Raw genomic sequence first — 13760 nt, 5'->3', positions numbered from 1 at the left:
TCTCGTGACATCTCGGCGGCTCGACGGATTCAAGCTAAGCTGCCGCCGTGAGGGGAGGCCAGGCACAGAACGGCGGCGCAGCCCGCCCACGCAGCCGCCCCGACTGGGTTACCCGTGCGGGCGCGGCCACGGCCGACCTGTTCGCGGTGTTCAGCCACGCCGCCCGCCTCCTCGCCCGGCACTGGCCAGTAGTGCTGACGATCTTGCTCGCCGGCGAGGCCGCACGATACACCGCCCTGTGGGCCGCAGTGGTGGTGAGCGATGTCAATGGCACCCTCGGGGTGCTGACCCTGACGTTGGCGCCGATGGCGGCGGTATCCGCCCTGATCGGCGCGCTGTATGCGCTGCGTCATTCGCTGCCTTCGGTGGTACGCAGCCGAGCCCTCACCGAATCCGGCCACCATCCGACCGGGGTAGCTCCGGTGATCGGAACCGTACTGGTGCCGTTTCTGGCCATCTACGCGTCGTACGGATATCTCCGCGAAGACATCTTCCGATTCGTCAACACGGCGGTAGCGGATGAGTTCTTCGATGTCGACGTGTTACTCGGCATGGACACGATCGACGTCAACCGCACCACGCTCGCCACCGGTTGGGTGGCACTCGTCGTCGTCGCAGGCGCTCTGGTGGCACGGTTCGGACTCGACCTGCTCAGCCACCGGCGGCGGATCCCTGGGCTCGTATGGCTGGCGGGCTATCTCGAAGCCCTGTGGCTGATCACTTTGGCGCGCACCCTCAGCGTCCACCAGGACGCGGCCATCATGTGGATCCGGGACCACCCGATGAGCACCACACTCGTCGACGCGTGGCAGTCTCTGGTGGCGCTGGCCGGGCCGCTCGGCGATGTGGTCAGCGGCGTCACGGGTCGGCTGTTCGGCCTCCTGAGCTCGGCCGACACCGTCATCGTCATACCGGTGGCGTGGCTCACCGTCGGCGCGGTGGTCTACGGCCGCCATCTCCATGAACCGCCCCGGCATGTAGCTGGGCATCGAGCGGCCGGCGCTCGCCGCGCCACCCGGATGCCGGCACTGGTGCGAGCCACCGGACGTCGAGCAACATCGGGGCTCACCGACCGATTCAGCGAGATCGGTACGGGGTTGCGGCGGCTCGCCCAGGCGGGGCTGGCTCCGATGCTGCTCTTCACGGTCGCGTTTCTGGCGGCTCAGCGGTTGGAGGACGTCCTGAACCTCGCTTGGCGCGAACTGCTCGGCCCGATGCCGCTGGGCACACTCCTGGCCTTCTCACCACACATGTCGATGGTGTCGCACGCCATCGGTACGACGGTGGTGGTCTGCCTGCTGGGGGCCGCCATCAATCGCGTCCTGCTGCACAGCACTCCGCCCGCCGGCCCCGGCTCTACCGCACCTGAAACACCAGGTGACGTGGGGGTCCCCAGGTAAGGCGGACCTCGACGATCTCCACGTCGTCGGGAATCACCACCACGGGTCGCACGGCCCACTCTTCCGGACGCGGGTCGCCGTCGGCGAATTCGAGCCCCTCGAACAGGTCGAGCTCGGGGCCGCGCCGGTCCGGCGGCACGCAGGGCGACGGCGCCTGCCTGATCGACGGTGGTGCGTATTGGTAGGCGTACTCCGTGCCGTCCGCCCCGACGACGCTGAGTCGGCATGCGGTGAGCGGCATGTCCGCAGCGACCTGGAACTCGAGCACAACGGCCACACCTTTCGTCCCGGTCGGGAGATTCAGTTCGTCGTCGACGCCACCGAACGGTTCCACCGCCTCCTCCAGGCCGGCCAACCGTGCACTCAGCTCGATCGGCACGTCGCCGCTCCGGTCGTACCGGATATCGGTGAAGTGAACCCACTCACCCTCGGTGGCCGGGACCGCTACCCGCGGACGAGCTAGCCACCACCAATCCTCCACGTGGTAGGAGCTGGCAGCGAGGGCCGCGAGGAGGACCACCGGTAGCCCGATCAACCCCCACCGATTGCGCCGCCACCAGCCCACCTCGTTCACGACGGCGGCCGCTCCCCGTCGTAGGCGGGCTCCAGGGTGACGCCGTCGTCGTCCGTTGCCCACTCCTGTGCGTCGGTGGCCGTCAGCCCCAGGTCGACGACGGCGACATCGTCGCGGCGGTGGTCCATATCGTTGGGCCGCGGGGCCAAGACCACCTGAGCTCCGGCGACCGCGTCGACGGGTAACTCCACCGCGATCTGAGCCTGCCGCGGGATCCCGGGCTGTGCCGCCCCCAGCATCGACCACGGGTTACGCCTGGAGCCGGCCCGGTAGACACGCCCCTCGGCGTCCCGGATCGCCACATAGGCCAGGGGTTGGGGTTCACCCTTGGCGGTGAAGGTGATCGGTACGACGACGTAGACACCGGTGGTCGAATACACACCTCCGGGAGCGTGGAGCACGGTGGACCCGTCCGGTTGCCCGACTTCGATAGTGCCGTATCGAAGACTCAACGGCTCGCCTACCACTCCCGCTCGCTCGAAGGGGCGTAGCGTATCGTCTCGGCTGGGCAGGAACCGTTCGACGGCCTGCCCGAGGGCCAACGCCACCACCAGGAGCGCCCCCACACTCACCGTTCCCATGATCGGACGCCAGCCCGCTCGGCGGCGGTGCCTCATCTGTTGTCCGCTCCGGCTTGGGAGTCCATCGGTGTCACCGGCACCGTCCCCGCCGCCACCGGCGTGCGGTCGAGCCATTGCGCGGCACCGTCGATGGCGCTGTCGCGCAGAGTTCGGCCGGTCACCTCGACGTCCAGCTCGACCGGCTCCGGATGCTCCGCCGACTGCTCCCACACCATGGCCACCTCGTACTCGAGGCCCGGTTGCAGCGCATCCAAGTGAGAGCCGTCAGCCAGCACGACGACGTTCGGGGCCGGCACCGGGCCGTCGTCGTCGATGCCGCGTAGCGCCACGCTGTCGGCTAGCATCGCCCCACTCAGGGTCCGGTCGCTGGTGAGGGACACCGTCACCACCAGCGCCAACGCCCGGGCGGTGTCGTCGCCCTCCGCCACACCTGGCAGTTCGTCGAGCACCCGGGCACGCTCGACGGTGAGGAGGAACGGACCAGTGTCGACCTCGACGCCGGCCTCCAACTCGGCGATTCGGCCGGGGCCGACCCGCGGGACGAGTTCACCCGCCGCCACACCTGCGGCAAGGACAACCGCGAGCAGCAGGGGTCCCCACACCAGGAAGGGAATCTCTCTCAACGTCCGGACGACCCGCCGGGCGCCGCTACTAGCCGTCACGAATCTGGAGTTTATCCGCGTTTGTCCAGTGTTAGCGTGTCGCGCCCTCGACCAACCAGGCCACGACGCCGGACGAGCGTGATCGGGTTTCCCGGCGAATACCACTCAACCAAGGACGTTCGCCCCTGACGTACGGCCGCGGCCCCGGCCGACGCTGAAGACACCACACCCAAGCGGTGCCACAGAGAGATCCGGAAGGCGACCATGAACACCCGCCTAGCCACCATCAACGTCGAGGTGACCACTGGCCGGCTCACACCCGCCACGTTCGACACCGGCCTGGCGGCCAAGATCTCCGATGCCCTCCACGCCGCGGCAGCGCCGGTATCCCAGTGCCGGGTGCGGCTGAGTCTCGTCAGCGAATGTGTGGTGTCGCGCCCGATCATTGGCCAGATCACCCTCGACGTGGCCGGCCAGCCGGTGCGAGTCCAGGTCGCCGGCAGCACCCTCCACGAGACCGTGGAACTGCTGACGGCCCGGCTGCGCCGACGCATCGAGAGGGTCGCCGCGCTGGCCACCGATCCAGGCCCGGCGGCGGAGGCCCCGCTCCCCACCCGGCACAGCGTTCACGAACCCACCTTCCAACCGAGCTACCGTGCCGTGCCGGCCACCGGTCGCCGAATCGTGCGTCGTAAGGTCATCCAGCCCAGCTGCCGCATGCCGGCCGACGCGGCATTCACCATGGACATCCTCGACCACAACGTCTTCCTCTTTATCGATGCCGAGACCGAACGCGACAGCATCGTCTACCGGCATGCCCGGACCGGTTATCGGTTGGCCCAGATCTACCCCGAGGTTCATCGGGTTCCGTCCACGACCGTCCCCCTCACGGTCAGCCGCCATCCGGCGCGAATGCTCACGGTGGCTGAGGCCCAGGCCCAGTTGGACACCACCGGGCTGCCGTTCGTGTTCTTCGTGGAGCCGCCGAATGATCGCGGCCAGGTGCTGTACCGCCGTTTCGACGGTCACTACGGACTCATCACACCGCCGGGAGAGTGATCAACGGCTTCGTTCGACAATGCAGCGCTCACCGGGCCCGTGTACCTCCCATCAGTCAGCCGTCGCCCGCACCCGGGACACCAGGGTCTTGCAACCGGACGGTCTCATCCCGCTCTGGCCACGGGAGGGCGTCGGCGTCGGTGCCATAAACGCCGTCGCCCGCCTCGACGACACCGATAGCCGCCGCCGGCACACCTGCCCGCGATAGCCGCCGCAACGCGACGTCCGTCCGCTCCGGCGGGAAGGTGGCGAGCAACGCACCCGAGGCGAGCGTCGCCCAGGGATCAGCGCCGAGCAGCCGGCAGACCTCAAGCCCGGGCGGGAACCACAACACCTGATCCCGGTCGACGCGGATCCGCGCCCCCGCCGCGGCTGCCAGTTCATGCAGGCCCGAGGCAAGTCCACCCTCGGTTGGATCGTGTAATGCGGTGGCGCCGAGATCCCGGCTGAGGAGGGCGGCGTCGACGACGCTGATACCCGGCGCCCGGACGGCGGCCCGCGCCGCCTCACGTATGTCGACCGGCAACGTCGCCAACCGGTCGACCGCTTCGGCTGCCAGAACGGCGGCTCCTTCCACCGGAGCCAGGCCGGCTTGCACGACGACGTCACCCACCGCCGCGCCAGACGTCGCCACCGCTGCACCAGGCGGGGCCAGGCCGAGCATCTGGCCGACCACGACGGGCTGATTCACCGCCGCGGTCACCTCGGTGTGCCCGCCGACGAGTGCGGCGCCGACCTCGGCCAGAGCCTCTCGTATCGTCCCGAACACCTCTTCCACCTGCCCCTGCGTGCTGCCGACCGGCATAAGGACGGTGGCGAGGAACCAGCGGGGCCGGGCCCCGCCGACCGCGACGTCGTTGGCGTTCACCATCACCGCATAGCGGCCGACGTCAGCACTGGTCAAGGTGATGGGATCGGTGGAGCCGACAATGACGCCGGCCGGCACCTCCACGGCGCAAGCATCCTCACCGACGGCTGGTCCGATCAGCACGTCGGCCGGCGCTGGGCCGAGGTCCGCGAGCAACCGGGACAACACATCGGCCGGCAGCTTGCCGGCTGACAGTACACGTCCCGCGCCATCCTCGGTGTGGTCGAGCACAACATCTGGCACGGATTGGTCGGGTGTCGACGTGCGGCTCATACCTCCACTATGGCCCCAACCCCAGTGATCGTTGTCGCATTCGAGTCGCAACCCACCGGTGATCGTTGTCGTATTCGAGTCGCAACCCACCGGTGATCGTTGTCGTATTCGAGTCGCTATGGCGACCTGATTTGGGGTTCGATCACCCAGGAGTGGCGGCACGAATGCGGCAACGATCACCGGGGGTGGGGACGCCTGATCAGCCGGATCCGGTCCCGTGCCATTGCCGCCGGTCCACCAGGACGTCGTCGCCGTCGATGTGCCCGACGACGTCTACCTCGGCGGTGAGCCGCAGCCCGGCCTTGACCCGGTCGCGTACCGCCGCGCTGACCTGCTCGACCGCCGTCTCGGCGTGGGCCACCACCTCGCAGCGCAACTCGTCCCGGTGATCGATGCGGTCGATGACGAACCGGTAGCGGGACACACCTGGCAAGTCGCGCATCGCCGCGGTCACCTGACGTGGGTGGAGGAACATACCCCGCACCTTGACCGCCGCGCCGACCCGGCCGAGCACACCCACCAGCCGTCGTTGCCCGTCAGGCCCGGTGGTCCACGCCGAGAGGTCGCCGGTGCCGAAGCGCACCAACGGATAATCGGCCCGGAGCAGCGTCACCACCACCTGCCCCTCTCCCCGTTCGATCGGCTCCCCCGTGTCGAGATCGCATACTTGGACCAGCACACCGGAGGGAACCATCAGACCGGCCCCGGCCTCCACCTCGTAGCCCAGCAGGCCGGTCTCGGCCGTCCCATACGCCATCCGCACCACGGGAACCTGCCGCTCCAGTTGCGCCCGGAGGTCGTCCGGGAGCGGTTCGGCCGTGGTGAGTGCCTTGGTCAATCTCCAGCGGGCCGGGTCGAGGCCGGCCGCGTGGTACCGGTCGATCAACGAGTTCAGATAACTCGGCAGCCCCGTGAACGCGGTGATCCCGAGGTCGCCGATGGCTTGCGCCTGGAGGTCGAGATTGCCGACACCACCAGGCACGACGGCACAGCCGAGCGAGCGTGCCGCGGACTCGAACATCGCACCCGCGGGCGAGAGGTGGTAACTGAAGCAGTTGAGCAGGACATCAGAGCTGTCCATGCCACACGCGGTAAGCGCGTCCCGCCACCGCCATGGATCGGGTCCGGGCAACTGGGGTTCGTAGATCGGTCCGGGCGACTGGAACAGGCGTACTGGAGCGGCGTCGGTGGCCAACAACCCACCGAACGGTGGGTCTTGGCGTTGCAGCTCCAGGACGTCGTCCTTGGTGAGCACCGGCAAGGCCGTGAGATCGTCGACGCCGCGGACGTCCGCGGCGGCCAGTCCAGCGGCTCGGAGTCGGCCGGCGAACGCCGGCACCCGTTCCGCGGCGTCGCGGACCACCGCGGCGACCTGTTCGTCCGTGACCGGCATGGATTTCCCTTCGTTCACAGCCACCGTTTCCGGCGCTTGTAGTGCTTGACGTCGCGGTAGCTCTTGCGTACGCCGCCTTCACCGAGACCCAGGTAGAACTCTTTGACGTCCGGGTTATCGCGTAGCTCCGCGGCCGGACCGTCGAGCACCAACCGGCCCTGCTCCATGACATAGCCGTGGTGGGCTATCTCCAGAGCACGTGTGGCGTTCTGTTCGACCACGAGCACCGTGGTACCCAACTCGGCGTTGAGCCGGGCGATGTATCCGAAGATCTCCTGGACCAGCTTGGGGGCCAACCCGAGCGACGGCTCGTCGAGCATGAGCAGCGCGGGTTTGGCCATCAATGCCCGGCCGATCGCAAGCATCTGCTGCTCTCCCCCGGACAGGAACCCGGCGATGCGGTTGCGCATGTCGGCCAGACGCGGCAAGAACTCGTACACGGTGTCGAGGTCGGTGCGTTCGGTGCGGCCACGAATGTACCCGCCGGCAACGAGGTTCTCGTGCACCGTGAGGTGCTCGAAGACGTGCCGGCCCTCCATACACAGCGAGATACCTCGGCGAACCCGTTCGGCGGCGTCGAGGTGGGTGATGTCGTGGTCGTCGAAGGTGATCGAGCCGTCGGTGATCTCGCCGTGTTCGGTCGGCAGCAGCCCACACACGGCTTTGAGCGTGGTCGACTTACCCGCACCGTTGGACCCGAGCAACGCCACGATCGAGCGTTCGGGTACAACGAGCGACAGGCCACGCAGCACCAGGATGACCTCGTTGTAGATCACCTCGATGTTGTTGATGGACAACAGCGAGCGGCCGGGCAGGGGGGTGGAGTCACCGGCCGCCCGCTGCTGGTCTGGGGTGGTCATGGTCACGGCCGGACGTCCAGCTCGACGACGGCTAACTGGCCGTCGGCGACCTCATAGATGCCGGTTGTGTCGGAACCCTTGTGGCTATCGGGGCTGAACTCGACCGGAGGGGTGACGCCGCCGGTGTCGACCGGGCCCATCGACTCCAGCGCGTCCTTCAGGTTGGCGCCGGTGACCTCGTCGCCGTTCTCGACGAGATGCCGGATGCCCTCGGCCATGACGTGCATGGTGTACCAGCCCTGCGTGTAATGCAGGCCCTTCGCGTCGAGGCTGGAACCGCTCTCCTCGAGGAATGCCGCCGGCGCTTCCTGTCCGCTCGACTCGACGGTTGGTGGAGCGAACGGCTGCACCATGATGTGTCCTTCGGCGGCCGCACCCGCCAGGGTGATGAACAACTCGTCGGCACACCAGTTCAGACACACGATCTTCATGTCGAGGTTCTGTTCGGCGATGTTGTTGGCGACCACCGCCGCCGGGCTGGACACGTTCTGGATGACGACGTACTCGGCCCCCTGTGACCTGGCCCGACCCAGCTGGGCGACATAGTCGGTGGCGCCAGTAGGCATGGCATAGGACTGGTAACCGAGGTCTAACCCTTCGTCGTCGACGTACTGCCGGCCGTCATCGACCGGAGATTGACCGAACGGGCTGTCATGGTGGAACACCGCCACCTCGGCGGCGCCACCGGCGTCTTCGGTGATCCATTTCAGCGCCACTCGCATCTGGTCGGAGTAGGTGGCGGCGACGACGAAGTTGTACGGGGTCTCCTCCGGTTCGACGAGTGTCTCGGCATACGAGGCGGACATGAAGGGCAGCTCGTCTTGTGCGATCTTCTGGCGGAGTGCTTCGGTGTCGGCGGTGCCCCATCCCTGGATGGCGACGACGCCCTCGTTCAAGTACTGGGAGTACAACTGCTCGGCCCGGGAGACGTCGTAGGCGTAGTCGTTCACCTTGAGGTCGATCTCCCGGCCGTCGATTCCGCCTTCGGCGTTGAGCCAGTCCACGTAGCCGCGGATGCCCTCGCTATAGGGGGTTCCGACGTCAGAGGTGGCGCCGGACAGGTCGGAGATGGCGCCGATGGCGATCGGGCCGTCGTCGGCTCCGCCCCCACTATCTCGGCCACCACAGGCGGCGACCACCATGGCCAGCCCGACGACGGTGGTCGCCATCAGGGTTCGGCTGTGTGTCTTCACAGCACACCTACCTTTCGCGGTTTCCAGTCGAAGCTTTGAACAGGTCGCCCTAATACCGGTAGGGCCAGAATCTGATGTAGTCCTTCATGCGTTGCCATATGCGGTTGAGTCCCCTGGGTTCGAAGATCAGGAACAGGACGATGACCAACCCGAACACGATCACCTGCACCGCCGGCACCTTCTCGGCGGCCTGGGGCCAGATGGACTGGAAGTCTTGGCCGAACCGGGTGATGAGCGCCGGCAAGGTGATCATGAAGATGGCACCGTAGACGCTCCCGGCGATGGATCCGAGGCCACCAACGATGATGATCGCCAGGTAGAGCACCGAAACGTCCAGCGTGAACCGCTCCCACGTGACGATCCCGGTGTAATGCGCCATCAAGGCGCCGGCGAGTCCGGCGTACGCCGAGGAGATCGCGAACGCGAGCACCTTGGTCCGAGTAACGTCGACACCCATGGCGGAGGCGGCGATGTCTTGGTCGCGCACGGCCATGAAGGACCGGCCGAGGCCGGTGCGGAACAGATTTCGACCGGTGATGACCGCCAACACGGCGAACGCCATGATCACCCAGTACCAGTCGAAATCCTGCCGGAAAATGAATCCACCGACCTCCAGCCTGGGCAGCGAAATGGCATCGACACCACCGGTGAGCCAGTCCCAGGTGCGCACCGCGAACAGGATGATCTCCTGGGAGGCGAGGGTGGCGATGGCGAGGTACAACCCTTTGAGACGTAGCGCCGGCACGCCGAACAACGCCCCGATGGCCGCCGTCGTGATCACCGCCAGCGCGATACATACCGGGACGGGAAGGTCGGCCCGGATGTGCAGGAGTGCCGACGTGTAGGCGCCGACAGCGAGGAATCCCCCTTGGCCGAGGCTGATCTGACCGGTGTAGCCGACGAGAATGTTCAGGCCGACCGCACCGATGACGGCGATGCCGATCTGGTTGGCGATGGTCAACCAGTACGGCGTGACAATAAACGGCACCATCACGACGGCGGCCAGGATGAGCAGCAGCCGGAACCGCTCGGCCCGGGTGTGCCGCAGGGTCAGCTCGCTGGCGTAGCTGCGATGGTGGACTCCGGTGGCGCTGGCAGGCATTACACCCTCTCAATCCGGACCTGGCCGAACAGCCCGTACGGACGGACCATCAAGATGCCGATGAGCACGACGAACGGAATGACCTGCTCGAAGCCACCACCGATGTAGCCAGCGGTGTACTGGACGAGCAGGCCGATGATGATGCCTCCGGCGATGGTGCCGGGTACGGAGTCGAGCCCGCCGAGAATCACGACGGGGAAGACGACCAGGCCGAATCCGGCCAACGCGGGCGACACCCCGGTGAGATTGGCCAACAGAATCCCGCCGACCACGGCGGTAGCCGCGGCCAGCGCCCACGCCAGCGCGAACACCCTCCGCACGCTGATGCCGATGGCGAGCGCTGCCTGTTGGTCGTCGGCGACGGCACGCATCGCGATCCCGTGCCGGGAGCGGGTGAAGAACAACGTGAACGCGGTGAGGACAACAGCGGCGATGCCGATGGCCCAGATCCGGCTCCATGGGACCGTGGCACCGGCGAGTTCCATGGCGCCGGACGGTAGGAATCGTGGCGTCTCGCGGGGAGCGGTGCCGAACAGGAACTGGACGCTACCGGCGAACATCGACGACAGCCCGATGGTGACCATGATGACGGCGATGGCCTCCTCGCCGATCATCGGCCGCAGCACGAACCGTTCGACCAACACACCGAGGACGATGGCCACGGCGACACCTATGAGCACACTCAGCGACCAGTGGAAACCGAACACGATCATGGCGGCGTAGAAGACGTAGGCGCCGATCAGGAGGAAGTGTCCCTGGGCGAAGTTGATGACGCCGGTGGCCTTGTAGATCAGGACGAAGCCCAACGCGGCCAGGGCCAGAATGGCGCCATTGGACAACCCGAACAGGGTCAGCTGCAGGAAGTCGCTCATCAGCGGTCACCCCATCGCGGCCGGCGGCGATCGGCGGCCGGAGGGTCGATGCCGGCCACGTCGAGGATCCGCAGCTCGATCTTGCGCTCCACTCGGGTGCCATCCTGATACGTGACGATGCTGCTGATACTGACCTCGTGGTCGCCACGGGCCAACGCTTCGATCAGATCGGCGTACCGCTCGGCGATGACGCTGCGGCGAACCTTGCGGGTCCGGGTGATCTCGTCGTCGTCCGGGTCCAACTGTTTATGCAGGATGAGGAAGCGCCGCACTTGGATGGCCGCCGGCAGGTCGGCGTTGGCTCGTAGGACATCGGCACCGACGACGTCATAGACCTCTGGTTTGCCCGCGAGGTCGGTGTACGTGGTGTAGGAGAGGTGTTGGTGTTCAGCCCACGCTCCGGTGGTGGCGGGATCGATGATGATCATGGCGGTGACGTCGGTGTCGCCACCGAACACCACGGCCTCGTCGACGTACGGGCTGAACTTGAGTTTGTTCTCGACGAATGCCGACGAGAACAGTTGGCCGTCCGGTGTCCGACGGACATCCTTGGCCCGGTCGATGACCACCAGATGGCCGTCGTCGAGGTAGCCGGCGTCGCCGGTGTGCAGCCACCCGTCGGCGTCGATCGTCGCGGCCGTCGACTCCGGGTTGCGGTGGTACCCACCGAACACCGCCGGTGACCGCAGCAGGATCTCGCCGTCGTCGGCGATGCGTAGTTCGGTTCCCGGAATGGGCACCCCCACGGTGTGGAAGCGGACGTCTTCGTCGTGGTGGACGACGGCGATCCCGCAGATCTCGGTCTGGCCGTAGATCTGCTTGAGGTTGACGCCGATAGCGTGGAAGAACCGGAAGACGTCCGGCCCCAGCGGTGCGCCGCCGGTGTAGGCCCGTTTGATGCGGGTCAGCCCCAGCTGGTCACGGACCGGCCGGAGCGCGACCAGCTCGGCCACCGCACGTTTGAGACGAAGCATCCAGCCAGGCCGCCGGCCGCTCACCCGGAGTTCCGCGACGTCGTCACCGACTCCATACCCCCATCCGAACACCGACCGCTTGAGTCGGCCGGCCTCACCGATGCGGACCTGCACATCGGACACCATGGACTCCCAGATCCGCGGTGGGCTGAACATGACGTCGGGCCCGATCTCGCGGAGGTCGGAACGTTGGGTGGCGGAGTCTTCCGGGAAGCTCAGGGTCAGTCCGTGCATCAGGCCACACGCAACCGCGAGCATCTGCTCGCCGATCCAAGCCAGCGGCAGGAAGCTGACGTAGCGGTCGCGACGGTCCAATGGGTCGACCTCGGACAGGCTCGCGGCCATACTCAGCAGATTGGCGTGGCTGAGCTCAGCGAGTTTGGGGAGCGCGGTAGTGCCGGACGTAGTGCAGATGACGGCGACATCGTCGGTTGAGGTAGCGGCCAGGGTGTCCTCCAGCCACCCCGGACGCTCCGCTGCCCGGGCCCGGCCGGCCGATTCGACCGCCACGAATTCTCGCAGGTAAGGCTCGCTGTAGTGCTCCAGACCGTGGGGGTCGTAGTAGATGACGGTCTCCACGTCCGGCAGGCGGTCCTTCATCCGGATGATCTTGTCGACCTGTTCTTGGTCTTCGGCGACGACAACCCGCACCTGTGCGACGTGGAGAATGTGGACGACCTCATCGCCGATGCTGGTGGGGTAGACGCCCACGACGGCGGCCCCTAGCGACTGGGCGGCGAGTTCGGCGATGAGCCACTCCGGTCGGTTGTCACCGATAACAGCGACGACGTCGCCCTGCTGGACGCCCAGCTCCGCCAGGCCGTGCGCGAAATCCGCCACCCGATCGGCGTATTCACGCCAGGTGATCGGCTGCCAGATGCCGTACAACTTCTCCTGCAAGGCGACGTCGTCTGGCCGGTGGGCCGCGAGCCGGAGCAGCAACCTGGGGAAGGTTTCGTCGGCCCGAGCCACACCGGCGGGGTGGTCGGCCTCAGGCTCGGAGACCGCGCGCATCATGCGCTCAGCTCCTCTCCGAGGTAAGCCCTGACCACGTCTGGATTGGCGCTGACCTCCGCCGGCGTACCGTCGGCGATCAACTCCCCGAAGTCGAGCACACTGACTCGGTCGGAGATGTCCATGACCACGTTCATGTCGTGCTCGATCAGCACGACGGTGACCCCGGCCAGCTCGTGGACATCGAGCACGAACCGGGCCATATCTTCTTTCTCTTCGGTGTTCATGCCCGCCATGGGTTCGTCGAGCAGGAGCAGCGCCGGCTGCATACACAGGGCCCGGCCCAGCTCCACCCGTTTCTGGAACCCATAGGCGAGCGAGCCGACTGGTTGATGCCGCACCGACTGGATCTGGAGCAGGTCGATGACCTCCTCGACCAGCACCCGGTGTGCGATCTCCTCCCGGCGGGCGGGCCCGAACCACGCCAGCGACGCGAGCAACCGGTGCCGCATATGGACATGCCGGCCGAGCATCAGGTTCTCCAACACGGTGAGGTGCCGGAACAGCTCGATGTTCTGGAACGACCGGGCCACCCCGAGCCGGGCGATGCGGTGCGGGCGCATGCCGACCAGCTCCGCCGGCCCATTCTTGGTGTACAGGGTGACCTGACCCTCCTGTGGGCGGTACAGGCCGCTGATGCAATTGAGCAGGCTGGATTTCCCCGCGCCGTTGGGTCCGATCACGGCGTGGATATGCCCCTGCGTGACGGTGAACCCCACGCCGGCCAGCGCGGTGATGCCCCCAAAACGCAGGCTCACGTCGCTGACCTCCATCAACGGCTGCCCGGGCGCGAGGTGGCTGCCGTTGAGCGAATGTCGGTACGCGCGGGTGATCATGGCAGCCTCACCTTCCGTTCGCGGGATGTGACCGACCATACGTTTTCATTATGTGGAAGGCAATACCTTTTTCCAGAGTTTCGCTCCGTGTAGAGTGTCCGTGGATGCGTGAATCGGAACAAGATGTCAACATGACGTCATCGACGGGGACGGAGGGGC

General features: G+C 66.9%; 13 protein-coding genes. 2 read left to right on the top strand and 11 right to left on the bottom strand.

Annotated features, from left to right (window positions below; translation table 11 throughout):
- Positions 1 to 47: 47 nt before the first annotated feature.
- Positions 48 to 1400 (top strand): hypothetical protein, encoded by a 1353-nt coding sequence (locus tag G8760_RS24525; RefSeq protein WP_166355481.1) that lies wholly within the window; start codon positions 48 to 50, stop codon positions 1398 to 1400.
- Here G8760_RS24525 and G8760_RS24520 read toward each other — a convergent pair.
- The 3 genes from G8760_RS24520 to G8760_RS24510 are packed head-to-tail and all read right to left on the bottom strand — an operon-like array spanning position 1357 to position 3217.
- On the bottom strand, positions 1357 to 1974 hold the full coding sequence (locus G8760_RS24520; protein WP_166355480.1) for a hypothetical protein: 618 nt from the start codon (positions 1972 to 1974) through the stop codon (positions 1357 to 1359). The two genes, G8760_RS24525 and G8760_RS24520, sit on opposite strands and share 44 nt — an antisense overlap.
- Positions 1971 to 2546 (bottom strand): hypothetical protein, encoded by a 576-nt coding sequence (locus G8760_RS24515; protein WP_166355479.1) that lies wholly within the window; start codon positions 2544 to 2546, stop codon positions 1971 to 1973. The genes G8760_RS24520 and G8760_RS24515 overlap by 4 nt, the downstream gene beginning before the upstream one ends.
- Positions 2547 to 2587: 41 nt before the next feature.
- Positions 2588 to 3217: a hypothetical protein gene (locus G8760_RS24510; protein ID WP_166355478.1), complete on the bottom strand. Its 630-nt coding sequence runs from the start codon at positions 3215 to 3217 to the stop codon at positions 2588 to 2590.
- A 204-nt stretch (positions 3218 to 3421) separates the two neighbouring features.
- Between G8760_RS24510 and G8760_RS24505 the strand changes: the two genes are divergently transcribed.
- Positions 3422 to 4216 (top strand): sigma 54 modulation/S30EA ribosomal C-terminal domain-containing protein, encoded by a 795-nt coding sequence (locus G8760_RS24505; protein WP_166355477.1) that lies wholly within the window; start codon positions 3422 to 3424, stop codon positions 4214 to 4216.
- Between the two features lie 55 nt (positions 4217 to 4271).
- Here G8760_RS24505 and G8760_RS24500 read toward each other — a convergent pair whose 3' ends face one another.
- From G8760_RS24500 to G8760_RS24465, 8 genes are all read right to left on the bottom strand, one after another.
- Positions 4272 to 5357 (bottom strand): AIR synthase-related protein, encoded by a 1086-nt coding sequence (locus tag G8760_RS24500; protein ID WP_166355476.1) that lies wholly within the window; start codon positions 5355 to 5357, stop codon positions 4272 to 4274.
- A 199-nt stretch (positions 5358 to 5556) separates the two neighbouring features.
- The gene (locus G8760_RS24495) at positions 5557 to 6750 is read right to left on the bottom strand and encodes a phenylacetate--CoA ligase family protein (protein ID WP_166355475.1); all 1194 of its coding nucleotides are present in this window, start codon (positions 6748 to 6750) and stop codon (positions 5557 to 5559) included.
- A 14-nt stretch (positions 6751 to 6764) separates the two neighbouring features.
- A complete protein-coding gene (locus G8760_RS24490; RefSeq protein WP_166355474.1) occupies positions 6765 to 7610 on the bottom strand; it encodes an ABC transporter ATP-binding protein in 846 nt (281 codons plus the stop codon).
- Between the two features lie 2 nt (positions 7611 to 7612).
- Positions 7613 to 8803, bottom strand: coding sequence for an ABC transporter substrate-binding protein (locus tag G8760_RS24485; protein WP_207782683.1), 1191 nt, complete (start codon positions 8801 to 8803; stop codon positions 7613 to 7615).
- Between the two features lie 49 nt (positions 8804 to 8852).
- Positions 8853 to 9905, bottom strand: coding sequence for a branched-chain amino acid ABC transporter permease (locus tag G8760_RS24480; protein WP_166355473.1), 1053 nt, complete (start codon positions 9903 to 9905; stop codon positions 8853 to 8855).
- Positions 9905 to 10777: a branched-chain amino acid ABC transporter permease gene (locus G8760_RS24475; protein WP_166355472.1), complete on the bottom strand. Its 873-nt coding sequence runs from the start codon at positions 10775 to 10777 to the stop codon at positions 9905 to 9907. Before G8760_RS24475 ends, G8760_RS24480 begins: the two co-directional genes overlap by 1 nt.
- Positions 10777 to 12768 carry an AMP-binding protein gene (locus G8760_RS24470; RefSeq protein WP_166355471.1) on the bottom strand — a complete coding sequence of 664 codons (1992 nt, stop codon included), beginning with the start codon at positions 12766 to 12768 and terminating at the stop codon, positions 10777 to 10779. Before G8760_RS24470 ends, G8760_RS24475 begins: the two co-directional genes overlap by 1 nt.
- On the bottom strand, positions 12765 to 13601 hold the full coding sequence (locus G8760_RS24465) for an ABC transporter ATP-binding protein (protein ID WP_166355470.1): 837 nt from the start codon (positions 13599 to 13601) through the stop codon (positions 12765 to 12767). The genes G8760_RS24470 and G8760_RS24465 overlap by 4 nt, the downstream gene beginning before the upstream one ends.
- Between the last annotated feature and the right edge of the window lie 159 nt (positions 13602 to 13760).

The organism is Phytoactinopolyspora limicola (assembly GCF_011320225.1).
Taxonomy (GTDB): Bacteria; Actinomycetota; Actinomycetes; order Jiangellales; family Jiangellaceae; genus Phytoactinopolyspora; species Phytoactinopolyspora limicola.
The sequence above is the reverse complement of the archived record's forward strand: the minus strand, read 5'-3'. Positions and strand labels throughout refer to the sequence as shown.